Raw genomic sequence first — 21,308 nt, forward strand, 5'->3', positions numbered from 1 at the left:
ATTATCTGCATATGGTGCGTCTTCCGCCTCTCTTTAAGTATCACTATATTTGCAGCACTGACAACCTGAGACTGATGACCGCGCAGCGGGAAGGAACAACGATGGAGTTATTTTCAAACCAACCAGGAGATGAGGGCCTGCCGGGCCGCCCGCGTATGATGGCGATGTTTACCGTGATGACGACGGTCACAATGGCGGTGTTCGATGGCTCAATGGTGAACATCGCGCTGCCAAATATCGCCCGCGCGCTCGACGTTTCCGCCAGCGACGCGGTTTGGGTCGCCAATGGCTATCTGTTGGCCGCCGCCATGACGCTGGCGATTTTTGCCGCGCTGGCGACCCGGCTGGGATTCAGGCAAATTTTCGTCTTTGGGCTGAGCCTGTTTACGCTGGCATCCGCGGGCTGTGCGCTTTCCACCTCGCTCGAGATGTTGGTTTTGATGCGGATATTGCAGGGCATCGGCGGCGCGGCGGTACTGAGCATTTCCCCGGCAATCCTGCGTTCGGTTTTCCCCACCCGCCTGCTGGGCAGGATCCTCGGTCTGAACGCCTTCTTAATCGCTACCAGTACGGCCATAGCGCCGCTCCTTGGGGGAACGCTTCTTTCGACCTTAGGCTGGGAATGGCTTTTTGCGGTTAATTTACCGTTAGGCATTGTGGCGCTTTGGCTCAGCCTCCGCGTCCTGCCGGGGGAAAAGGCCACCCATCCCAAGCCCTTTGACTACGCCGGTGCGTTTCTGTCTGCTCTGCTGCTGGGCGCGCTGATCGTGGCCGCCGACAGCTTTACTAAAAGCGGAGGGATTGCCCAGGCGGTGGCTTATAGCCTGACGGCATTGTTGGCGGGCGCGGCATTTATCTGGCGAGAACGCCGCGCCGCTCAGCCCCTGCTGCCGCTGACGCTGTTCGCCTCCGCGCGATTTTCGCTGGCGGCCCTGACGTCTCTGATTTCGTTTATCGGGCAAGGGATCACATTTGTCGCCCTGCCGTTTTTATTCCAGAACGTTTATGGCTACAGCGCCTTTGCATCGGCCCTGCTCTTTACGCCCTGGCCTGTGGGAATAATGCTCGCAGCCCCCCGGGCCGGACGACTGGCCGACAAATATTCGCCGGCGCTTATCGCCACCACAGGTTTAGGCGTGTTTGCGGCTGGCCTGATACTTTTAGCCCTGTTGCCCGCCCACGCTCAGGCATGGGACATTGGTTTACGGAGTCTGGTATGCGGCATTGGCTTTGGTATTTTCCAGAGCCCCAACAACCGGGAAATGATGGCTAACGCCTCACGAGAAAATAGCGGCTACGCCTCAGGCATACTGGCCATTATGCGAACTTTCGGCCAGTGTCTCGGGGCGGCCATCGTCGGTATTGTGCTTGCGATTTACGGAAATGCCGCCTCGTTTGAGTCGCAGGCCATTACCCTCAATCTTTGGCTGGCCGCCGGAACGACATTGCTGGCTGTAGGCTTAAGCGGCCTGCGTACCCGGCAGCTACAACAGCAAAATAGTTAGCCGTAGAAAGGATCCTCAGCCAGGCTATACGGGTACCCACTCGCCGAGAAAATACTATGAATCTGGATGCTGAAACCGATTTAAAACTAGAGCGCATTATTGACGTTCCCAGGCAGCTTGTCTGGGAGTGCTGGACCCAGCCGCAGCATATCAGGCAGTTCTTTGTGCCCCGGCCTCATAGCGTAACGGCCTGTGACATAGATCTTCGGGTTGGCGGACGTTTCAATACGGTGTTTAACATCGACGGGAATGAAATGCGTAATAACGGTGTCTGGCTGGATATTGTGGACGGTAAAAAGCTGGTGTTTACCGATGCCTACGGCGAAGACTGGAAGCCTGCTGAAAATCCGTTCATGACGGCGATCCTGCTTCTGGAAGATGCGGACAACGACAAAACGCGCTACACGGCTATCGCCCGCCACCGTACACCAGAAGCCCGACAGGCACATGAGGAAATGGGTTTCTTCATCGGCTGGAATATTGTTGTCGATCAGCTTGTCGAGTACGCCAAAGGCCTGAGGCGTTGATACCTCTGACTAAAGTGACCAGTCGCTCTTCTGCAAAACCACCCGATAACCATCGGGATCGATAAAAGTAGCCCCCTTCACGTCCCAATAAGGGTTGAATGCATCCAGCCGGGTAAAACCGGCTGCGACCATTCTGGCGCAGAAGGCCTCCCATTCGACACGATCGGGCACATAAAGCACCAGTAAGTCATCTTCGGTAGGTCGTGGGGTAATGAGATGATGCTGGCAGACCGTAAATTCCAGATGCCAGCCCAGCGACGGACCTCCCAGCATCACGCCGCTGAAACCGTCGTGATCGCTAAATTGCGCTATTTGCTGAAGACCAAGTCCCTCGCAGTACAGCTCCCGGCTTCTTTCAAGACTGCTCACCGGACGGGCAATACGCATATGGCTGAAGTTCATCATTTTTTCCTGTTCTGATGTTCGCTCAACCTTAAAGGTATTCCTTTGCCATCATTTTCCTCACCGTGCGATCTCAGGCGACAAACTGTAGGCAGGAATTGGGCGGGTTGTTCCCGTCAGGCTGTCGAAGACCGTGCGTTCTGTCGTGATAATCGGCATCCCGGACTGCCTCAGCACTGAGATATCGGCGGCAATGCGCTGCAGCCCAAACCAAAACAAACCATCGAGGGCGTTGACCTGAAGCCCGTCTTCCAGGGCGATTTTCAGCCGCTCTCTCGGGTTTCTAACCTGCAGCGCAATCTGCTGATAGCCCGTCGCGGGCGTACCGCCCGGTTCGATTCTACGTATGCGATTCGAAAAACGATAGCGGAAGGCATCCGGCACGGCGCTGAGATCGTCTTTGATGCTGTAGACTTCCCCGCGCTTATTGTCATTGATCGTCACGCTCTTCTGGTTAAGCTGCAGCTCAGCGCGCAGTTTATCGATCAGCTGCGGCGCCCGCAGAAGCAGCAGCCGAAAAGGCAGTTCGAAGCTGGTCACGTAGTCCACGTTCAGCAACGCCAGGCGCAGGCGCTGCTCCGCATCCTGAGGCTCTCTCTGGAACTCCTCCTGGACTTCCTCCCACTGGCGGCTGAGGCGCGGCGACGCTTCTGTTTCGGTGAAACTGTACTTTTCAATCTGGTAATCGATGCGATCGTTCATTCAGGCACCTTTCACATGTCAGGATCCAGCTCGCAAACCATCTCGTAGCAGCGCAGCAGTGTGCCGCTGCGCGACATAGGATAAAGCCCCTCTTTCACCACGCGAAATCCCTGCGTCAGGTAAAAGTCGCGGGCGTTGGGCGTGGAAGAAAGCGTCAGTCGGCTCATTCCCCTCGATCTGGCTTCTTGCTTGATGGCCTGAAGAATCTGTTTGGCCAGCCCGCGGCCAGTCCATGCCGGTAGGGTAAAAATGGCTTCAACCGAGCCGTTTTTCAGATCCAAAAATCCCGTGGCTATCGGCTCGCCGTTTTCATTATCCGCCACAAAAAAAGGATTATTCACGATTTCATTTCGGTAACCCTCGGGCATCTCATCTGGCGTCCATGCTGCCAGCACATCTTCTGGATAAGTTTCCCGACAGCCAAAGCGAATGGCCTCGTTTCTTATTGTCCACAGCGCCTGAGCTTCATTAAGCGTGGCTCGTCTGACCGTCATTCTCTGACCTCCGAAATGCTCCGTTACGTAAAGGAAAATGAGTCTGATGACTTAACGCAAAAAGGAATGTTACCCTTTGAAGAAAATAGCATTTAATTAAGGACCGCTCGATGAAAAAAATATCTGCCCTGTCCGTTTCGCTGGCCCTGCTTTTTAACGCTTCGGCCTTTGCCGCTGGCGCTAAACTGCCTGCGCCAATAGCCGCCCTGGAAAAACAAGGCTTCGAACTGAAAGGGGAATTTAAAGCACCGGGCGACCTGCAGGGGTACGCGATGCAGTATCAGGGGCAAGGCACAATCGTATACCTGACGCCGGATAAACAGCACGCCATTATGGGCAACATGGTCGATGCCGAAGGGAAAAACCTGAGCGACGCGGAAGTGGAGAAATTTGTCTATGCGCCAATGGCCAAAGCCATGTGGCAAAACCTGGAAAAACACCGCTGGATCGCCGCCGGGAGTGAAAAAGCCCCGCGTATTGTCTACGTATTTGCCGATCCGTACTGCCCGTACTGCACCCAGTTCTGGGAGCAGGCTCAGCCCTGGATAAAGTCGGGTAAAGTTCAGCTCCGCGTGCTGCTCGTCGGGATGCTGCGACCGGACAGCGGTCAAAAAGCGGCGGCAATTCTGATGTCGAAAGATCCGGCCAAAACGCTCGCCGACTATGAGAACAGCAAAGGTAAGCTGGCGCTGCAAAAACCGGAGAAAATAGATCCGGTTATCGGGGAAGCCCTAAAAGATAACCTGACGCTGATGGACGATCTCGGCGGCAATGCCACGCCCTCAATATACTACCTGAATGCCGAAGGCCGCCTGCAGCAGCATCAGGGCATGCCGGATGCCGAAACGCTGAATACCATCCTCGGCGATAAATAACGCTTATAGCTTCAGCAGCGGTTTGCGCTGGCGGCCAGGTTCACGGAACAGCGCCAGCGCCTGCCGCCACTCCTCCAGCGCATACATCGCCGCATCGGGCTGCTGCGTTTGTAGCAACAGTTCCCAGAGTGAGATAAACCAGCCCTGCCATTCTGCAACCGGCGTGACCGCCAGCGTATCGCGCAGATGAAATCGCTGCGCGGTAATGTTCTTCCCGCGCGGAGAGAACGCCTTCCCGCTCAGTAAACCGTAAGAAACCAACTCGGCATTCGGATTAAGGTGATCGAGCATCAATGTGGCTAACTCACCGCCCACGGCGTCAAACACAACGTCAACTTTGCCAGCAGCTTCGGCAATGCGATGCTCGTCATCCCCGCTCAGCGGGATAATGCCGGATTCAAGCAACGCCGGAAGACGCTGTGCCGAGCGGTAAACACCATAGACTTCCGTGGCGCCCTGCCTTTTGGCCCACTGCGCCAGTAAACCAGCACACGTTGACCCTGCCGCCGTGACCAGCACATTTTTTCCCGCCACGGGCCACTTTTTCAGCATTAACCAGGCCGCCAGAGGATTGATATACCCGCGCGCCGCAAGCTCATCCGGCACGCTGTCCGGCACGGGCACGGCCCACTGAATCGGGCAGTCAACCCACCGCTGCCAGGTGCCTTCCCCGCGCAGAGGCAGCACACGCCTGCCAATCCACTCCGGAGAATCAGCCTGCGCAACAATGCCGACGCCTTCGTACCCGGCAATACGCGGCGGAAATACCCGGTGGCGATAAGCCCCGGTAACGGGAATAAGATCTGAGGGATTAACCGGCGCATAGTGCATGCGCACCCGGAGCGTGCCGGAGATAAACGGCGCCAGCGGCGTTTGTTCGAGGGTTAAGACCTGTTCAGGTTCGCCAAACTGCCGGAACCAGAGGGCTGCGTTTTCCATACTGAATGCCTGCAACTGCCATATTGCAGGCACTATATCACGGCTGAGTCAGCATAAACGCATCGAATAAGTGACATTGTCACCTATTGCCTCATAAATTACGGTAGTAAAACGTCGTGGAGCACGGGCTGCCGTCCGGCATTAACGCATAATGCGGGAGATCCCCCACGCGCTGCCAGCCCATGCCCTGGTAGAATATCTCCGCATCGCTGCCGGTGGCGGTGTCCAGTACCAGCACTGATTTTCCCTGCGTGGTGGCAACGGCTTCCAGATAAGCCATCAGGCGCTGGGCAATGCCTTTCCGCCGCGCCACGCGATGAACCAGAAGTTTGGCCACATCGGCCCGGTGCGGCTGATTTTCCGGCTGGCTGGTGATCAGCTGCACGGTGCCCACAATGCGCCCCTGCCCATCTTCCGCCACAATCAGCGTGCGTTCTCCCCGCGCCACGCTCTGGCCAACCTCCCCCCAAAACGCCGCGGCCTTTTCCGGCGCCAAAGGATGTAAAAAGCTGACCGAAGCCCCACCAGCCACACAATCAATCAGTACATCCGTTAATGATGCGGTTGCGGCAGCAAATTCACAGGCCTTCAGGGAACGAATACGATACTCGGGCACAGCGACTCCTGAACAGTGGTTAAGAGTTATGTCGGAATATTACCGGACATAAGAATAGTCCAGCTTACCCGGTAACTCAGGAACCCACTATTCAGAAAAGATATGGATGGGCGGTTTGGGGGGATGCGGTTTTCGTTTCAGAATAGAATCTCCCCCTTGCTGCAGCCAATAAAAGCGCATCAGGAGAGATATCCACTCAGGGTGTTAATTCCCTTCCACCATAAGGAATTATGATTGCACCGATCGTCTGTAGCTTTTCATAATTTTATCCCAGCCTGGCTGGCTTCAGCTATCACATCCTCAAGGCTGAGATGTCGCCGGGGGTCGTACTCCGCGCTTCCCCAGCGAAAGAAGAGCATCCAGCGATTATCTGCTCGCTGATTAAAATCGGTCACTTTGCCCTGCAGGTGCTGCATGGCGATAAATGCCCCTTCTTCATTCGTCCCGTTAAAAAGCAGAACAAACTCATCGCCGCCCGGCCTGGCGATCAGATCCGTTTCACGGAAAGAAGAACGCATAAGTTCTGAGAAAGCGACCAGCGCACGATCGCCCTGCTCATGGCCCAAACTGTCGTTAATCTGCGCCATCCCGTCAAGGTGGATAAATACCAGAGAAAGCGGCTCAGCCCGGCGGTTAGCGCTCCCCGTGGCGTATTGCCCCAAAAACATAAGGCCTTGACGGTTCAGCAGGCCCGTCAGCTCGTCGGTCAGGGTGGTATCGAGCATCTCATCCTCCGGTGCAGACTCATCATGGGGTCTGCTTACAGTTTAGATGATCATTACTCAGGCGGCGTAAATGCGGTTTTTCCCGGCACGTTTAGCGTTGTAGAGTGCATCATCTGCCGCTTTTAACCATTCGGCGGCATCCGGCATCTGTTTTGTCGCACAGGCAATCCCGATACTCAGGGTACAGAACGCATTTTTTTCAGGCAGGACTCGAACATTAATGGACTCCAGCAGGATCCGCTGGGCAATACCTTCGGCTTCCTCCAGGGATGTATTCGGCATCAGGACCACAAACTCGTCCCCGCCAAGGCGCGCCGGCGTGTCGCTGGAGCGGGCGACAATCCGCAGCACGTCGGACACCGCCATCAGAATGGCGTCCCCCACTTTATGCCCGAAACGGTCATTCACTTCTTTGAAATTGTCTATGTCGATAAACATCAGCGCCGAACTGCCGCAGGCAATGCGCAACCGCGCCAGCTCATTACTGATTTTTCGTTCAAGCAGGCGGCGATTGGCAATCCCCAGCAGGGGATCCATCATGGCAATGTTTTCCAGCTCGCGGCTCTTTTCCCGTAGCTGCAGCGCTATCGAAGCCGTCAGCATACTGAGCGCGATAGTGTAAACGGCAATCAGCGGCAGCGTGGCGTACATTGTCCGGGCAGAAACCGCCGGACTAAACGGCATCCCGTGGCTTATCCAGGTCAGCCCAAACGCAAGCAAGATTGCCAGCATCGCCCGCTTCATCAGCGGTTTTCCCCCGGCGGCCAGCCGGTCGGAAACCAGAATGGTGATAATCACTACCGACGGCAGCGCGCTGAGCGATATCATCGCAATCCAGAAGCCCCCGGCTGCCGCGTCGATCACCAGGTTTTGTTTTTCACTCTTGACCGGAGAAGCAGAAAAGCGCGCTTTTAACAGCGCCACGTGCGGCCAGACAAAAGCGTTAACGACCAACAGCGCCATAACCGGCACAGAGGACTGCTGCTCATTCAGTACCGAAAAGAGGGGCAAGAAGCACAGAAACGTCCCCAGCATACGCATGATATACATGCGATTAACGAAGCGAGAGCCGTGAGTTCTGGCATTTTTGTGAGGATCGGGTGTACGCATAACTATCTCAGGCAAACGAACCAGCCACGACAAACTGCACGGGCATACTACGCGATAATAAAGGATCCGAAGTGAACATGGCTATTAAGAATCACGCATGTGCGAGGCCGGAAACACTTCAGCGTGCACGTTACTCGCGCTGGTTTTATTGCGCCCCTGCCGCTTCGATAAATACAAATACTTATCCGCTTCGGGAATAAGCTGATTAAAGGTTGCTTCCAGCGTGTTATTACCCAGCGCCGCCTCAGCCAGGCCAATACTGACGGTGATAAACAGCGATTGTTCTTCGTAGTGAAAAGTACTGACTTCAATCGTTTTGCGGATCTGCTCGGCAATCTCAAAACCCTGCTGGTTATCCCGAACCCGGCACACCACCACAAACTCTTCCCCGCCGATGCGCGCCACCATTCCTCGCTCACCTACGGTGTCCAGCACTCTGCTGGCGAAAGAGGCCAGCACGGTATCCCCGCATTCGTGGCCCCAGCTGTCATTGATTCGTTTGAAAAAATCAATATCCAGCAGCATCACGCACAGCAGCGGCTCTTGCGGGATTGGTTGATGCCGCCCGCTGCGCTTGAGTGCTTCAAACAGCCCGGAGCGGGAATAAACGCCCGTCAGGTAATCATAGTCGGCACGCCGCGAAGTCTGCTTAATCAGCTGATTAATGGCATCCACGCTGATGGAAACAATCAGGGGGCAAATCGCGATAGTGGCAATGCCCAGGCGCGCCGAGAACATCTGATCGACCAGCAACAACGGCTGTTCGGAATGGAGATTAATTGCCGCGTGGGCCACCAGCACAATTTCCACCCCGCCGGTAATCAGCGTCAGCAGCGCAGTAACCGGGAGGGGGTAGCGAATGGCGCACCAGATAAGCGCAGGGAGCGGAAACGCCAGGCTGCCGGCCCCGCCGATAATCATCGCCGTGCAGACTGCAATCACCACGGAAAAAAACGGATACATGTCTGACGGCACGATACCGGTCAGTTTCCGCCAGGAAGGCCAGCTGGCGGTCAGCAAACAGGGCAGCATCAGCACGCCGGTTGAAAACTGCTCACTCACCCAGTCAGCATAGAGCGGCATAAACTTTTCATGGTAATCGCCGCTTATCCCCAGCGATCCTACCGCGCCAAATAATGAAGATAATATGGCGGCAATCAGCGAAAAGTTAAAAATATTAAACGCATTTAGCGCCCAGTTACTCTCATCCATATTGCGCGAATAGCGCAGCAATAAACGGGCGGCGGTGACAATAAACACCATATTTGAAAAGTTGATGATCGTCGACTGCCAGCCCCACTGGGTGGTAAAGGCGTCATAAACCAGCATTGCCGCATAGCAAATAAAATAATAAATGGCTTTGTTCAGCCACGGATTACGCACAAAGATGGCGGCCAGCACCGCATTCAGCGGCCAGAATAGCGAAAGATCGTTAACCAGCCGAAGCGAAGCGCCAAAGAAGTAAAATAGCGTGGTAAGCGCAAAAACACTGATCGCATTTAACAGCATTTTATCGGGGGAAAAGAATGAAAACTTAGGTCGATTAACCATGCTATCCTGGTTCATATCTATTCATCACCGCTGAAAATAAATAGCGCCATCAGGTGATTGCGAAAATAAGCATTAGCTTAGCATGTTTATCCCGCTAACAATCCAGGGCATTGAGAGAAAGAAGAAAATTCACTCAACTCGCCAGCGTTCCGCATGAACTATTAGCCATAAGTTAAATTTTTGCCACCTTCTCCCCCGCCTTTTGTCAATGGCAGGCTTTGTGGCTAAAAATTCAGACTTATTGCCGGGGAATAATTAGCAGCCTCAGGTTTAACCGATGTTTAACGTTGCTGCCTTATAGTCCATAAACGTAGGATTTCCCGGAGCTGAAATGCGTAAAACACCCTGGGCGGAACGACTCATCATTACCGCCATAATGCTGGCCGTGCTGGCCACCGTTAGCCTGGTTGGCGTGCTATGGTTGCGCATACCGGGATTATTATTACTGCAATAACTGCGTCGGTTAAAAAATAGAGCGCCCGATGCGCTGAGAGAGAATTTCCAGCGCGGCCGTCCCGGCCAGTGAGTTACCGGAAGCATCCAGCTCCGGGCACCACACGGCAATAGACATTTCATTCGGTACGTTGGCGATAATCCCGCCACCCACGCCCGATTTCCCCGGTAATCCCACGCGATAGGCAAATTCCCCCGCGCCGTCATACATGCCGCTGGTGATCATCAGCGCATTAATCTGCCGAGCGTGTTGAGCAGAGATCACCGGTTCAGCAATGTGCAGAGCCCGCCCCTGATTGGCCAGAAATAAAAACGTTTTGGCTAACTCCAGACAACTCATTTCCAGCGCACAGTAATGGAAATAGGTTTGCAGCACGGTAATGACATCATTCTCAAAATTACCAAATGACTTCATCAGCCAGGCAATCGCGGCATTGCGGGCCGAATGCTCAAATTCAGACCGCGCGACGCGTGTGTTATAGACTAAATCGTCAGCACCGGAGAGCGCCCGCACGACTTCCAGCATCCGCTGTTTGGGCGCGCTGAGGCGGGTTTGCAGCATGTCACATACCACCAGCGCACCGGCATTAATAAACGGATTGCGGGGTTTGCCCTGCTCAAGCTCAAGCTGTAACAGAGAGTTAAACGGCTGGCCGGACGGCTCTTTGCCTACGCGCTGCCAGATTTCAGCTTCATCATAGCGACCCATCGCCAGCGTCAGGCTCAGCACTTTAGAGATCGACTGAATAGAAAAACGCTCTGACGCATCCCCGGCGCTGAAGAACTCTCCGTCCACGGTACAAATAGCAATCCCGAGCTTATTGCCGGAAACCTCTTCCAGCGCCGGAATATAATTCGCGACCTTTCCTTGCCCCAGCAAAGGGCGAACCTGGTCGAGGATCTCTTCCAGTAACTGATTGTTTAATTGAACCGGCACCGTGCGCTCCTGAGGCATATGTTAAGCGGCGAAAGTATACCAGAGCCACGGGCCGATAATAAGACGAACTCAGGCGGTCATTTGAAAGCGAGCGACAGCTTTTTCAAGGCGTTGGGACTCATCCAGCAAACGTTTTGAGGTATTAGCCGAGGCCTTAATCAGCAGCCCGGTCTGGCTCACCGCCTGATTAAGCGTGGTGATCCGCGCCGTGACGTGATGCACGCTGGCGCCCTGATCAACGGAGGCGCTGGAAATTTCATTCAGCAGCCCGCTCAGGCGGGTCACCAGGGCAATCACATTTTTCAACTGCGCCTCCAGCTCTGAGACGGCTTCGCTGCCTTGCTCAATACCCTGCAGCGAGTTATTGATCAACGACTGAATATTTCTGGTCGACTGACTGCTCTGTTTCGCCAGCAGGCCAACTTCACGTGCCACCACCGCAAAACCTCGCCCCTGGTTGCCCGCATGAGCCGCCTCAATGGCGGCGTTTAGCGCCAGGATATTGGTCTGGAAAGCAACGTTATCAATCATCGCTACAATGCCGCGCATCTCAGAGGAACGGGTCACAATATCCTGCATTGACGTATTTACCGTGTGCATCATCTGGTCGCCACCGGCCACCATCTCACGCGCTTCGTCCGCGCGCTGGTTCGCCTGAATAGCGTACTGGCTGTTTTCCTGTACGCGGGATTCCAGCTCGGTGATATGCAGCGTGACTTTCTCCAGCTCCTGCTCCTGCTGTGAAGAGTGGGTAGACAGCTCGTTATTCCCTTCCGCAAGCTGGCCAATATTGCTTAACAGAATGGCCGAGGATTCCCGCACCTCTTGCACCAGTTGCTGAATGCCCTGCTGCATTTCCAGTACGCTGCCGTGCAGCTGCTTCACCTCGCGGTTAACCAGTCTTCGCTCAGCGGGGAGCCGCGACAGATCGCCGGCGGCCAGAATATGTAAATGTTCGATAAGGCTGCGCAGCGGGCGAATCACCCAGCGAGCCACGCCCAGCCAGACGGCAATCGCCACGACCAGTAATATACCCAGCGCGATAATAAACAGCGTTTGCGCCTGACTCAGGCTGTCCAGCAATGTGTGGCTGGCCGCAGCTGTTTGCTTCTCGCCTTCGGTCTGATAGCGCGCGTACTGCTCGTTGAAATCGGACTGGAAAGCCTGAATCGGCACTTCAAAGAACGCATCGATGGAGGCCTTCTTTTGCATCCCTTCCAGCTGTTCTTTCAATCCGCCGAAGAACAGCTGATAGCTGTTGGCCAGGCTCTCGCTGCCCGCCGGGTGAAGTTGCTGCCAGGCGGCAAAATTCTGCTGCGAAACTTTCAGGGCGGCGTCGGCCTCATCCACCAGGCTGTTCCAGCTACCGACCGACCCGGTCTCTTTGTCCTGCATAAAGTAAACGCCCGCCCGGTTCAGCAGGTCACTGGTCATCAGCAGCGAGGTTCTCGCCTTCTCCATGACCACCTGCTGCTGATGAAGCTGGTTATTTTCGAGGACGCTCTGGCGGGTTTCGTGCAGGATGTTGGACAGGGACACGGTGGAGAGAATTTGTAGCACGGAAAAGAGTGCGATAACGCCAACCACCCCGCTCAGCAGCCCGAACTCACGAGGGCGACGGGCAAGCAGCATCAAGGGATTTAAACGGCGAAAAATTTGACTTATGTTCATGATTTTCTTCAGTAACACAACGATGCCGCGAGTGTACTGAGCGAAAATGACAGAATTATTTCATTCTCATGACAAACAAGGCCACCTTCAAGGCGGCCTTACTTTTTACTGATTGCGCGGGCACAAACCAGCATAACGTCTGCCCTTACCGGAGAAAACAAGCATTATTCCTCCCCGGCAAACCGACGTCAGGCGGGCTAAGCTAGCGCCTGTCTTTCCACACGGTCTGAATATTACAGAACTCATGCAGCCCGAAATGGGAAAGCTCGCGGCCAAACCCGCTCTTTTTCACCCCGCCAAACGCCACGCGCGGATCGCTGGCGCTATAGCCGTTGATAAACACCCCGCCGCATTCGAGGCGTGCCGCCATCTCCAGCGCCAGCTGTTCATTCGCGGTATAAACCGTCGCGGACAGGCCATAATCGCTGTCGTTTGCCAGCTCAAGGGCATGTTCGCTGTCGCGGGCGACGGTAATCGCGGCCACCGGGCCAAACAGCTCCTGGCGGAACGCGGTCATCTCTGGCGTGACATTAGTGAGCACGGTCGGCGCATAGTAGTTGCCCTCGCCAGGCAGTTTATCCCCGCCGATCAGCAGTTTTGCGCCCTGCTTAAGTGACATTGTCACTTGCTCATGCAGTTCATCACGCAGATCGTAGCGTGCCATCGGCCCAATGCGATTAGCTTCTTCCTGCGGCGTACCAACCTCATAGTTTTTCAGCTCGGCAATAAAGCGGTCGGTAAAGGCAGCGGCAATTCCCTCTTCAACGATAAAGCGTTTCGCGGCGGCACAAACCTGCCCGGTATTCTGGAAGCGCCCTGCCACGGCGGCCTTCACGGCTTCGTCGAGATCGGCATCATTCAGCACGACAAACGGATCGGACCCGCCCAGCTCCAGCACGCATTTTTTCAGTGCGGCACCTGCCTGGGCACCAATCGCGGCACCTGCTCTACCGCTACCGGTCACGGTGACGGCAGCCACACGCGGGTCGTTAATCGCCTGGCTGACCCCTTCCGGCGTCACATTAAGCAGTTCGAACAGCGAAGGCACAAAGCCCGCGTCAACAAACATCTGGCGAATGAGTTCTGCGCAGCCCATCACGTTTGGCGCATGTTTCAGAATATAGCTGTTACCGGCCAGCAGAATCGGCACCGCCCCACGCAGCACCTGCCACAGCGGGAAGTTCCACGGCATTACCGCCAGGATCGGCCCCAGCGGACGGTATTCAATCACCGCCTTATTGTGTTCAACCTGAGTCGCTTCCGCCCCCAGCATGGCCGGGCCGTGCTCGGCATACCAGTCGCAAAGGTTAGCGGACTTCGCCACTTCAGCGCGCGCCTGCAAAATAGGCTTGCCCATCTCGGCGGTAATCATTTGTGCCATTGCTTCGCCGTGTTTACGCACCGCCGCGCCCAAATCACGCAGCTTTTGCGCACGTTCGTTAAGCGGGGTAACGCGCCAGGTGTTAAAAGCCTGCTGGTTACGGGCCAGCGCGGCATCAATCTCGGCGGCGTTCTCAAAAGGATAAACCGCAATGCGCTCACCGGTAGCGGGATTGCGTGAAATGGCGTGGGTTTGCCCGGTTACTGATTGCATGGTGGTGCCTCGACAGGTGAATGAGATGTTAACAGTAGCCTTGAGGCACAAAGTTTAAAAATGAATAATACTAAGCAAACCCTTCACGATTTGAGAAAGCCATGGACCTCACTCAGCTGGAAATGTTTAACGCCGTCGCTGAAACCGGCAGCATCAGCGCCGCCGCGCAGCAGGTACACCGCGTCCCGTCGAACCTCACGACCCGCATCAAGCAGCTCGAGGCCGATTTAGGCGTGGCGCTGTTTATTCGCGAGAACCAGCGCCTGAAGCTCTCCCCGTCCGGCCACAGCTTCCTGGCCTACAGCAAGCGTATTCTGGCGCTGGTGGATGAAGCACGCATGGTGGTGTCCGGCGATGAACCTCAGGGCCCGCTGGCGCTGGGTTCGTTAGAAAGTACGGCGGCGGTGCGCATACCTGGCGTACTGGCAAACTTTAACCAGCGTTACCCGAAAATCCACCTTTCTCTCACCACCGGGCCTTCAGGCGACCAGATTGACGGCGTGCTCGAAGGCCGCCTCGCCGCCGCCTTTGTTGACGGCCCGGTGCTGCATCCGTCCCTTGAGGGCCTGGCGGTGTATCGCGAAGAGATGACCGTCGTCGCGCCCGCCGATCATGCCCCTATTCTCAGCGGGGCCGACGTGAACGGCGAGAGTATTTACGCTTTCCGGGCCAACTGCTCCTATCGCCGTCACTTTGAGAGCTGGTTTCACGACAGCCAGGCTATGCCGGGCAAGATCCACGAAATGGAGTCTTATCACGGGATGCTGGCCTGCGTGATTGCCGGCGCGGGGCTGGCGCTGATGCCACGGAGTATGCTGGAGAGTATGCCGGGCAGCCATCAGGTGAGCACCTGGCCGCTGCCGGAGGATAAGCGCTATCTTGATACCTGGCTGCTGTGGCGCAGAGACGCCAAAACCCGCCAGCTGGATGCTTTTATCTCGCTGCTGGAATTGCCTTCGCAGGTGCCTTAACTAAGCCTTGAGATCCCCATACTTATAAGCGGCGGTCACCCCGCCGTCGATCAGGATATCGCTCCCGCTGATATAGGTGCCGTTCGGGCCAAAGAGAAACTCAGCCAGGGCGCCAATTTCGTCCGGCGTGCCGCCTCTTCCCGCCGGGGATTTCGCCAGCATGTTTCGGTAGAACTCCCCGCGTTCGACACTGTTCAGTTCGTCATAGGCCAATGGGGTATACACGATCCCGGCACTGATGCAGTTGATTCTCGCGCCTCGCCGCCCCCATTTTACCGCCTCGGCCATCACCCGCAGCGCATTGCCCCGTTTTGACACCTGGTAGGCATACAGGCTGTCGTCAATGGCTTTGACTCGCGGTAATTCCAGCAGCTGTTCCGGCGGCAGCGTTGCCAGCTCGTCGGCCTCGGCCTGCCTCAGCGCGTCCACATCCAGCCGGTGGCTGGACTGCGAGCCAATCACCACCCCGGAACCTCCCGCGCCAATAACCTTTCCAAACGCCTCAAACACCACTGCCGTACCGTAAAGATCGACCCGGAGAATATCCTGAGCGATAGCCTGGGAAGGTGAAAGCCCGGCGGTGTGGATCACGCCCTTCACTTCTCCGTGGCCACAAGCCAGACTCACGAGATTTTGAATCGATTCCCGCGAGCGAACATCAACCACGGTGGTGCTGACCCGGAAACCCGCCTGCTGCAACGTTTGCTGCGCGGTCTGGCTATTTTCCGGCGTGATATCGGCCAGCAAAATATGTTTACCGGTGCCGACGCGGCGGGCAATCGCCTGAGCAATCGATCCGCTGCCGATAACAACAATAACGTCCTGGGAAGAAGGCATGTTTTTCTCCTGAATAATGGAATGCAATAAGGCTAGCACGGCCGGATTCATCAATAATCGCCTCCGACGTGCTAGCCTTTATGAACTGCATTCATTAATTCCGGGGAATTTTGCCCGGCAAGTTAACGCAGCAGCACTTTCCCCACCAGATAGGTCACAGCCTTGCCGCCAATCAACACCCGGTCGCCCTTGTACTGGCAGCGCAGATCCCCGCCGCGGTAAGAGACCTGCCGCGCCAGCAGATGGGTTTTATTCAGCTTATCCGCCCAGTAAGGGATCAGCATGCTGTGAGCGGAGCCGGTGACGGGATCTTCCGGCACCGATTCTCCCGGGCAAAAGAAGCGGCTGACAAAGTCATACTCGCTTTCGCCTGCGGCGGTAATACAGACCATTTTCTCCAGCGGGATCATGGCGCTGATATCGGGCTGAATCGCCTCAACCTGCGCCTGACTTTCCAGCACCACCATATAATCACGCCCGACGCGCATCTCTTTACACTCGCTAATACCCAGCGTGGCCAGTAGCTCGGGCAGCGGCGCAATCGGCTGCGTTTCCCAGGCCGGGAAATCCAGCGTCAGCCACTCACCGCTACGCGTCACGGTCAGCGGGCCAACAAAACGCGTGCTGAAACGGATCGTCGCCTCCGGGTAATCCAGATGCTCGAAAATAACGTGGGAGGCCGCCAGCGTAGCGTGCCCGCAAAGGTTGATCTCCCCCTGGGTGGTGAACCAACGCAGCTCAAAGCCCTCATCCGTGGTCACAAAAAAAGCCGTTTCCGACTGATTATGCTGCTGCGACATTTTCAGCAGCGTTTCATCCGGCAGCCATTCGCTGAGCGGGCAAACCGCCGCCGCGTTGCCGCCAAACGTTGCGTCTGCGAAGGCGTCTACCATATAAAAGTCAATTGCTTGCATTGGCGTTACTCCTGCTTTTCATTGTTATTTTCTTCACCTCTACCATGACATACTCGCCCGAACTGTGCTGTTTTTTTTCTACCGTACCCAGGCGCCGGCCCCAAATGAGACATAAATCACAAAATGGGTTGTGTCGTCGATCTGATGGTTTTATGATCGCCCCATTCCTACCCCTTATTTACCTGCATATTCCCTTATGACAATTGCTACCGTTTCGCGTAAAACGGCGTGGCTGCGGGTCGTCACTCTCGCCGTCGCCGCCTTTATTTTTAACACCACCGAATTTGTGCCCGTCGGCCTGCTGTCCGACATTGCGCAAAGCTTTGGCATGGAAACCGCGCAGGTCGGGATCATGCTGACTATCTACGCCTGGGTGGTGGCCCTGATGTCGCTGCCCTTTATGCTGATGACCAGCCAGGTTGAACGTCGCCGCCTGCTGATTAGCATTTTCCTGCTGTTTATTGCCAGCCACGTGCTGTCGTTCCTCGCCTGGAACTTTACCGTGCTGGTCATCAGCCGCATTGGGATTGCTTTCGCCCACGCCATTTTCTGGTCGATTACCGCTTCCCTGGCCATTCGCATGGCTCCGGCGGGCAAAAAAGCGCAGGCGTTAAGCCTGCTCGCCACCGGCACGGCGCTGGCAATGGTGCTGGGCTTGCCGATCGGGCGTATCGTCGGGCAGTATTTCGGCTGGCGTACCACCTTCTTCGTCATTGGCGTCGTGGCGGCCATCACGCTGTTTTGCCTGATGAAACTGCTGCCCAAACTGCCGAGCGAGCATTCTGGCTCGCTGTCGAGCGTGCCCAAACTGTTCCGCCGCCCGGCGCTGGTCAATATCTATGCCTTAATCGCGGTGGTGGTCACCGCGCATTACACCGCCTACAGCTATATCGAACCTTTCGTCCAGCAAATTGCCGGGCTTAGCGCTAACTTCGCCACCCTGCTTTTACTGCTGTTTGGCGGCGCGGGCATCATCGGCAGCGTGCTGTTTGGCAAATGGGGGAATAAATACGCTTCGGGGCTGGTGTCCGGCGCGATTGCGCTGATGGCCGCTTGTCTGGTCCTTCTGTTGCCAGCCGCGCAAAGCGAACTCACCCTTGCCGGGCTCAGCCTGTTCTGGGGCATTTCAATTATGATCGTGGCCCTGGGGATGCAGGTTAAAGTCCTGGCCCTGGCGCCGGATGCCACCGACGTGGCGATGTCGCTGTTCTCCGGGATCTTTAATATCGGCATTGGCGCGGGCGCGCTGGTGGGGAACCAGGTCAGCCTGCATATTTCCATGTCAGATATCGGCTTTATCGGCGCGATTCCGGCGCTTATCGCGCTGGTCTGGTCCATTCTGGTGTTCCGCCGCTGGCCGGTGGCGCTGGAAGAGCGGCCCCAGCCTACGCAGTAATAAAAATGCCCTCATCACGAGGGCATTTTTTTCCATCACGCTCAAATCAGGCGGGATAAGTTTTAATAATTTCCAGCACGCCGTTAATAATAAACTGCACGCCCATACATACCAGCAGGAAGCCCATCAGGCGGGAAATCGCTTCAATGCCGCTTTTACCCACCAGACGCATAATCGCACCGGAGCTTCGCAGGCTGGCCCAAAGAATCACGCCTACGGCCAGGAAAATCAGCGGTGGCGCAACGGTAATGACCCAGCTCGGGAAGTCAGAGCCCGCCCGCACCGTAGACGCGGAGCTGATAATCATCGCGATGGTGCCCGGCCCTGCCGTGCTCGGCATCGCCAGCGGCACAAAAGCGATATTGGCTTACGGCTCTTCGCTTAACTCTTCCGACTTGCTTCTCGCCTCCGGGGATTCATGTGCTTTCTGCTGCGGGAACAGCATACGGAAGCCGATAAAGGCGACGATCAAGCCCCCGGCAATACGCAGCCCGGGAATCGAAATCCCGAAGGTGTTCATCACCACCTGCCCGGCGTAATACGCCACCATCATGATGGCGAACACATTCACCGAAGCTATGAGCGCCGTGCGATTGCGCTGCCGGCTGTTCATGTCCCCGGAAAGCCCAAGGAACAGTGCCACGGTGGTGAGCGGGTTCGCCAGCGGCAGCAGTACCACAAGGCCAAGGCCGATAGCCCTGAGTAAATCCATCATATTTTTATCCTTTTTTGTCCTTTATTGAACAGCTATAGCGCAGGTTAGACTATAGCAGCCCGCAGTTTACTGACCGCTGTTGAAGCGTTTTAGCTTTTCGTGGCATCGGCTGAATCATCACGTTGACTTATACTTGCCTCGGCAATAGTATCTGCCGTGACTAATCTACTTGCCTGGGCAAACATAGTGAAAAGCACCTGTGATCTGTTTAACGAAATGATCCCCCTCGGGCGATTGATCCACATGGTGAATCAGCATAAAGATCGCCTGTTAAACGATTCTCTCTCCCCGCTGGATATCACCGCGACCCAGTTTAAGGTGCTGTGCTCCATTCACTATGAAGTGTGTATTACCCCAGTCGAGCTGAAAAAAGTGCTTTCCGTTGACCTCGGTGCGTTAACCCGAATGCTGGACCGCCTGCTGTGCAAAGGCTGGGTCGAGCGTTTGCCGAACCCCAACGATAAGCGCGGCGTTCTGATCAGGCTGACGCCGGAAGGCGTGGCGCTGTGTGAAGAATGCCGAAACCTGGTGGGGCTTAGCCTCCATAAAGAACTCACTAAAAACCTTACGGACGACGAAGTCGATACGCTTTATCGCCTGTTGAAAAAGGTATTGCCGTAAACCTGCAAAGAGGTGAAACGATGTCCAGACGCAACAATGATGCGGTCACAATTCAAAGCATTTTGGGGTGGATTGAAGAGAACCTGGAAACCCCGCTCTCGCTGGAGAAGGTTTCTCAGCGCTCAGGCTACTCCAAGTGGCATCTGCAGCGGATGTTTAAAAAAGAAACCGGCCACTCAATGGGCCAGTACATCCGCAACCGTAAGCTGACCGAAATCGCCCTGAAGCTTAAAGAGAGCAACGAACCGATCCTTTATCTGGCCGAGCGCTACGGTTTTGAATCGCAGCAGACGTTAACCCGCACCTTCAAGAACTACTTCTCGGTGCCGCCACACAAGTACCGCGTAACCCGTCTCGCTGGCGAAGGCAAATATCTGCACCCGTACAACCAGTATTGCAGTTTGTGTAACTAACGCATCACCGTCCGTTTTACAGACGTAACCGAGGAAATATGAAAGTCATCTCCGCAGCCGCGCTCCTTCTGGCGCTGGCATCAACCAACGCTCTTGCGGAGCAGTCCGGCAGCTTCAACGCCACCCAGGCCAACTACGGCAACATGATCACCTGCTCCGGCAGTCAACTGTCTAAAGGCCCGCAGCAAACGGCGGCTGAACGTTCAGAAGAGCTGGGCTCCCCGTACTACCACGGTCATTCGCGTTCGTAAGATAAAGGCTGACCCGCCCGATGCTGGGCGGGTGCCGCGAATATCAGGATGAGGCCCGCTTCACCGACCGGCCAAAACGCAGACCAAAGACGTTGATATACAGCCCGCCCATAATCAGCATCGCGCCCAGCAACTGCATTACCGTCAGCTTTTCACCGAGCAGCAACGCCGCGCTGGCCATACCCACCACAGGCACCAGCAGCGACAGCGGCGCTACGCGCCAGGTTTCGTAGCGCCCCAGCAGCGTGCCCCAGATCCCGTAGCCCACAATGGTAGAGATAAACGCCAGGTAGATCAGCGACAGAATGGTCGTTGTATCGATGTTCACCAGGCTTTGCAGCATCGTTGCCGGGCCATCCAGCAGCCAGCTTGCCGCAAAAAACGGCAGCACCGGGATCAGCGCACTCCAGACAATCAGCGACATGATCGCCGGGCGCTGTTCATGCTGCATGATCATCTTGTTAAAGATATTGCCGAACGCCCAGCTCATGCCCGCCGCCAGCGTCAGCATAAAGCCGAGCAGCGCGACGTGCTGGCCTTCGAAACTGCCCTTAATCAGCACCAGCACGCCGAAGACCGCCAGGGTGATCCCGGCCAGCTGCTTAGCCTGCAGCCGCTCGCCAAAGAAAAACGTTCCCAGAATAATGGTGAAAAACGCCTGAGACTGCAGCACCAGTGAAGCCAGCCCGGCGGGCATACCAAACTTGATCGCGGTAAACAGGAAGGCAAACTGTCCGAAGCTGATGGTCAGCGCATAGCCCGCCAGCAGCCGGAACGGCAGCTTTGGCCGGGCCACAAACAGCAGCGCCGGAAACGCCACCAGCAAAAAGCGCAGCCCCGCCAGCATCAGCGGCGGCATATTGTGCAGCCCCAGCTTAATCACCACAAAATTCACGCCCCAAATCACTACCACCAGCAACGCCAGCAATCCATCTTTACGCGTCATTGTCCCGCCCTGTATTTATTATCGATTTGTAAAAAAATAAACCTTATCCCCCTGAGTAAATAGATACAGATCCCACTTTTTGTCAGGAGTACAGATGTGATGTATCGTGCTTATGTCAGATCTGGTTGCTATACCAGGCTGAT

General features: G+C 55.7%; 23 protein-coding genes and 1 pseudogene. 9 read left to right on the forward strand and 15 right to left on the reverse strand.

Annotation, left to right across the window (positions count from 1 at the left end; genetic code table 11):
• The first annotated feature begins 101 nt into the window (after window positions 1–101).
• On the forward strand, window positions 102–1,505 hold the full coding sequence (locus F3J26_RS06700; protein WP_166992560.1) for a DHA2 family efflux MFS transporter permease subunit: 1,404 nt from the start codon (window positions 102–104) through the stop codon (window positions 1,503–1,505).
• A gap of 56 nt (window positions 1,506–1,561) precedes the next feature.
• Window positions 1,562–2,032, forward strand: a complete 471-nt coding sequence (locus tag F3J26_RS06705) for an SRPBCC domain-containing protein (protein ID WP_166992563.1) — start codon at window positions 1,562–1,564, stop codon at window positions 2,030–2,032.
• Between the two features lie 9 nt (window positions 2,033–2,041).
• On the opposite strand, the gene F3J26_RS06710 is transcribed toward F3J26_RS06705, so the two are convergent.
• Genes F3J26_RS06710 through F3J26_RS06720 form a run of 3 tightly spaced genes read right to left on the reverse strand, consistent with a single transcriptional unit; the run spans window position 2,042 to window position 3,630 of the window.
• Window positions 2,042–2,434 (reverse strand): VOC family protein, encoded by a 393-nt coding sequence (locus F3J26_RS06710; RefSeq protein ID WP_034809394.1) that lies wholly within the window; start codon window positions 2,432–2,434, stop codon window positions 2,042–2,044.
• A gap of 60 nt (window positions 2,435–2,494) precedes the next feature.
• Window positions 2,495–3,136, reverse strand: coding sequence for an ECs1377 family protein (locus F3J26_RS06715; RefSeq protein ID WP_166992565.1), 642 nt, complete (start codon window positions 3,134–3,136; stop codon window positions 2,495–2,497).
• Window positions 3,137–3,147: 11 nt separating this feature from the next.
• Window positions 3,148–3,630, reverse strand: coding sequence for a GNAT family N-acetyltransferase (locus tag F3J26_RS06720; protein ID WP_166992568.1), 483 nt, complete (start codon window positions 3,628–3,630; stop codon window positions 3,148–3,150).
• Between the two features lie 128 nt (window positions 3,631–3,758).
• Between F3J26_RS06720 and dsbG the strand changes: the two genes are divergently transcribed.
• Window positions 3,759–4,505, forward strand: coding sequence for a thiol:disulfide interchange protein DsbG (dsbG, locus tag F3J26_RS06725; RefSeq protein ID WP_442892464.1), 747 nt, complete (start codon window positions 3,759–3,761; stop codon window positions 4,503–4,505).
• Between the two features lie 3 nt (window positions 4,506–4,508).
• Here the strand turns inward: dsbG and F3J26_RS06730 are convergent, their stop codons facing one another.
• The 5 genes from F3J26_RS06730 to F3J26_RS06750 all read right to left on the reverse strand — a co-directional run bounded on the left by F3J26_RS06730 (window position 4,509) and on the right by F3J26_RS06750 (window position 9,461).
• A complete protein-coding gene (locus tag F3J26_RS06730) occupies window positions 4,509–5,444 on the reverse strand; it encodes a zinc-dependent alcohol dehydrogenase family protein (protein WP_166992572.1) in 936 nt (311 codons plus the stop codon).
• Window positions 5,445–5,535: 91 nt separating this feature from the next.
• The gene (locus tag F3J26_RS06735) at window positions 5,536–6,060 is read right to left on the reverse strand and encodes a GNAT family N-acetyltransferase (protein WP_166873978.1); all 525 of its coding nucleotides are present in this window, start codon (window positions 6,058–6,060) and stop codon (window positions 5,536–5,538) included.
• A 257-nt stretch (window positions 6,061–6,317) separates the two neighbouring features.
• On the reverse strand, window positions 6,318–6,785 hold the full coding sequence (locus F3J26_RS06740; RefSeq protein WP_008459011.1) for a GGDEF domain-containing protein: 468 nt from the start codon (window positions 6,783–6,785) through the stop codon (window positions 6,318–6,320).
• Between the two features lie 57 nt (window positions 6,786–6,842).
• A complete protein-coding gene (locus F3J26_RS06745; protein ID WP_205246360.1) occupies window positions 6,843–7,895 on the reverse strand; it encodes a diguanylate cyclase in 1,053 nt (350 codons plus the stop codon).
• Window positions 7,896–7,979: 84 nt separating this feature from the next.
• Window positions 7,980–9,461, reverse strand: coding sequence for a GGDEF domain-containing protein (locus F3J26_RS06750; protein WP_166992575.1), 1,482 nt, complete (start codon window positions 9,459–9,461; stop codon window positions 7,980–7,982).
• Window positions 9,462–9,777: 316 nt separating this feature from the next.
• Between F3J26_RS06750 and F3J26_RS22660 the strand changes: the two genes are divergently transcribed.
• Window positions 9,778–9,900: a hypothetical protein gene (locus tag F3J26_RS22660; RefSeq protein ID WP_254902675.1), complete on the forward strand. Its 123-nt coding sequence runs from the start codon at window positions 9,778–9,780 to the stop codon at window positions 9,898–9,900.
• Between the two features lie 9 nt (window positions 9,901–9,909).
• On the opposite strand, the gene glsB is transcribed toward F3J26_RS22660, so the two are convergent.
• The 3 genes from glsB to sad all read right to left on the reverse strand — a co-directional run bounded on the left by glsB (window position 9,910) and on the right by sad (window position 14,101).
• On the reverse strand, window positions 9,910–10,836 hold the full coding sequence (glsB, locus tag F3J26_RS06755; RefSeq protein ID WP_008459016.1) for a glutaminase B: 927 nt from the start codon (window positions 10,834–10,836) through the stop codon (window positions 9,910–9,912).
• Between the two features lie 69 nt (window positions 10,837–10,905).
• Window positions 10,906–12,507: a methyl-accepting chemotaxis protein gene (locus F3J26_RS06760; RefSeq protein ID WP_166992577.1), complete on the reverse strand. Its 1,602-nt coding sequence runs from the start codon at window positions 12,505–12,507 to the stop codon at window positions 10,906–10,908.
• A gap of 202 nt (window positions 12,508–12,709) precedes the next feature.
• On the reverse strand, window positions 12,710–14,101 hold the full coding sequence (gene sad, locus F3J26_RS06765; protein ID WP_166992580.1) for a succinate-semialdehyde dehydrogenase: 1,392 nt from the start codon (window positions 14,099–14,101) through the stop codon (window positions 12,710–12,712).
• A 101-nt stretch (window positions 14,102–14,202) separates the two neighbouring features.
• On the opposite strand from sad, the gene ptrR reads away from it, so the two are divergent.
• Window positions 14,203–15,072, forward strand: a complete 870-nt coding sequence (gene ptrR / locus F3J26_RS06770) for a putrescine utilization regulator PtrR (protein WP_008459022.1) — start codon at window positions 14,203–14,205, stop codon at window positions 15,070–15,072.
• Here the strand turns inward: ptrR and F3J26_RS06775 are convergent, their stop codons facing one another.
• Complete coding sequence (locus F3J26_RS06775) at window positions 15,073–15,909, reverse strand: SDR family oxidoreductase (RefSeq protein WP_166992582.1); 837 nt, start codon at window positions 15,907–15,909, stop codon at window positions 15,073–15,075. It lies immediately after the preceding gene.
• Between the two features lie 122 nt (window positions 15,910–16,031).
• Complete coding sequence (locus F3J26_RS06780) at window positions 16,032–16,823, reverse strand: PhzF family phenazine biosynthesis isomerase (protein WP_166992585.1); 792 nt, start codon at window positions 16,821–16,823, stop codon at window positions 16,032–16,034.
• A 196-nt stretch (window positions 16,824–17,019) separates the two neighbouring features.
• Between F3J26_RS06780 and F3J26_RS06785 the strand changes: the two genes are divergently transcribed.
• A complete protein-coding gene (locus tag F3J26_RS06785) occupies window positions 17,020–18,219 on the forward strand; it encodes a sugar transporter (protein WP_166992588.1) in 1,200 nt (399 codons plus the stop codon).
• A gap of 46 nt (window positions 18,220–18,265) precedes the next feature.
• On the opposite strand, the pseudogene F3J26_RS06790 reads toward F3J26_RS06785, so the two are convergent.
• A pseudogene (locus tag F3J26_RS06790) lies at window positions 18,266–18,934 on the reverse strand (MarC family NAAT transporter).
• 186 nt (window positions 18,935–19,120) lie between these two features.
• Between F3J26_RS06790 and marR the strand changes: the two are divergent.
• Genes marR through marB form a run of 3 tightly spaced genes read left to right on the forward strand, consistent with a single transcriptional unit; the run spans window position 19,121 to window position 20,219 of the window.
• Window positions 19,121–19,555 (forward strand): multiple antibiotic resistance transcriptional regulator MarR, encoded by a 435-nt coding sequence (marR, locus tag F3J26_RS06795; protein WP_008459031.1) that lies wholly within the window; start codon window positions 19,121–19,123, stop codon window positions 19,553–19,555.
• 20 nt (window positions 19,556–19,575) lie between these two features.
• Complete coding sequence (gene marA / locus F3J26_RS06800) at window positions 19,576–19,968, forward strand: MDR efflux pump AcrAB transcriptional activator MarA (RefSeq protein WP_008459033.1); 393 nt, start codon at window positions 19,576–19,578, stop codon at window positions 19,966–19,968.
• 38 nt (window positions 19,969–20,006) lie between these two features.
• Complete coding sequence (gene marB, locus F3J26_RS06805; protein ID WP_008459034.1) at window positions 20,007–20,219, forward strand: multiple antibiotic resistance regulatory protein MarB; 213 nt, start codon at window positions 20,007–20,009, stop codon at window positions 20,217–20,219.
• 43 nt (window positions 20,220–20,262) lie between these two features.
• Here marB and eamA read toward each other — a convergent pair whose 3' ends face one another.
• Window positions 20,263–21,165, reverse strand: coding sequence for an O-acetylserine/cysteine exporter (eamA, locus tag F3J26_RS06810; protein ID WP_166992591.1), 903 nt, complete (start codon window positions 21,163–21,165; stop codon window positions 20,263–20,265).
• Window positions 21,166–21,308 lie beyond the last annotated feature (143 nt).

This window comes from Enterobacter sp. Ap-867 (assembly GCF_011752855.1).
In the GTDB taxonomy this organism is placed as follows: Bacteria; Pseudomonadota; Gammaproteobacteria; order Enterobacterales; family Enterobacteriaceae; genus Cedecea.

Coding starts and splice junctions, on each gene's coding strand:
- marA (WP_008459033.1), top strand. CDS start 19,576: ATGTCCAGACGCAACAATGATGCGGTCACAATTCAAAGCATTTTGGGG.
- F3J26_RS06730 (WP_166992572.1), bottom strand. CDS start 5,444: ATGGAAAACGCAGCCCTCTGGTTCCGGCAGTTTGGCGAACCTGAACAG.
- ptrR (WP_008459022.1), top strand. CDS start 14,203: ATGGACCTCACTCAGCTGGAAATGTTTAACGCCGTCGCTGAAACCGGC.
- F3J26_RS06700 (WP_166992560.1), top strand. CDS start 102: ATGGAGTTATTTTCAAACCAACCAGGAGATGAGGGCCTGCCGGGCCGC.
- F3J26_RS06775 (WP_166992582.1), bottom strand. CDS start 15,909: ATGCCTTCTTCCCAGGACGTTATTGTTGTTATCGGCAGCGGATCGATT.
- eamA (WP_166992591.1), bottom strand. CDS start 21,165: ATGACGCGTAAAGATGGATTGCTGGCGTTGCTGGTGGTAGTGATTTGG.
- F3J26_RS06780 (WP_166992585.1), bottom strand. CDS start 16,823: ATGCAAGCAATTGACTTTTATATGGTAGACGCCTTCGCAGACGCAACG.
- marB (WP_008459034.1), top strand. CDS start 20,007: ATGAAAGTCATCTCCGCAGCCGCGCTCCTTCTGGCGCTGGCATCAACC.
- F3J26_RS22660 (WP_254902675.1), top strand. CDS start 9,778: ATGCGTAAAACACCCTGGGCGGAACGACTCATCATTACCGCCATAATG.
- F3J26_RS06705 (WP_166992563.1), top strand. CDS start 1,562: ATGAATCTGGATGCTGAAACCGATTTAAAACTAGAGCGCATTATTGAC.
- F3J26_RS06745 (WP_205246360.1), bottom strand. CDS start 7,895: ATGCGTACACCCGATCCTCACAAAAATGCCAGAACTCACGGCTCTCGC.
- F3J26_RS06710 (WP_034809394.1), bottom strand. CDS start 2,434: ATGAACTTCAGCCATATGCGTATTGCCCGTCCGGTGAGCAGTCTTGAA.
- F3J26_RS06715 (WP_166992565.1), bottom strand. CDS start 3,136: ATGAACGATCGCATCGATTACCAGATTGAAAAGTACAGTTTCACCGAA.
- F3J26_RS06785 (WP_166992588.1), top strand. CDS start 17,020: ATGACAATTGCTACCGTTTCGCGTAAAACGGCGTGGCTGCGGGTCGTC.
- F3J26_RS06760 (WP_166992577.1), bottom strand. CDS start 12,507: ATGAACATAAGTCAAATTTTTCGCCGTTTAAATCCCTTGATGCTGCTT.
- sad (WP_166992580.1), bottom strand. CDS start 14,101: ATGCAATCAGTAACCGGGCAAACCCACGCCATTTCACGCAATCCCGCT.
- F3J26_RS06720 (WP_166992568.1), bottom strand. CDS start 3,630: ATGACGGTCAGACGAGCCACGCTTAATGAAGCTCAGGCGCTGTGGACA.
- F3J26_RS06750 (WP_166992575.1), bottom strand. CDS start 9,461: ATGAACCAGGATAGCATGGTTAATCGACCTAAGTTTTCATTCTTTTCC.
- F3J26_RS06740 (WP_008459011.1), bottom strand. CDS start 6,785: ATGCTCGATACCACCCTGACCGACGAGCTGACGGGCCTGCTGAACCGT.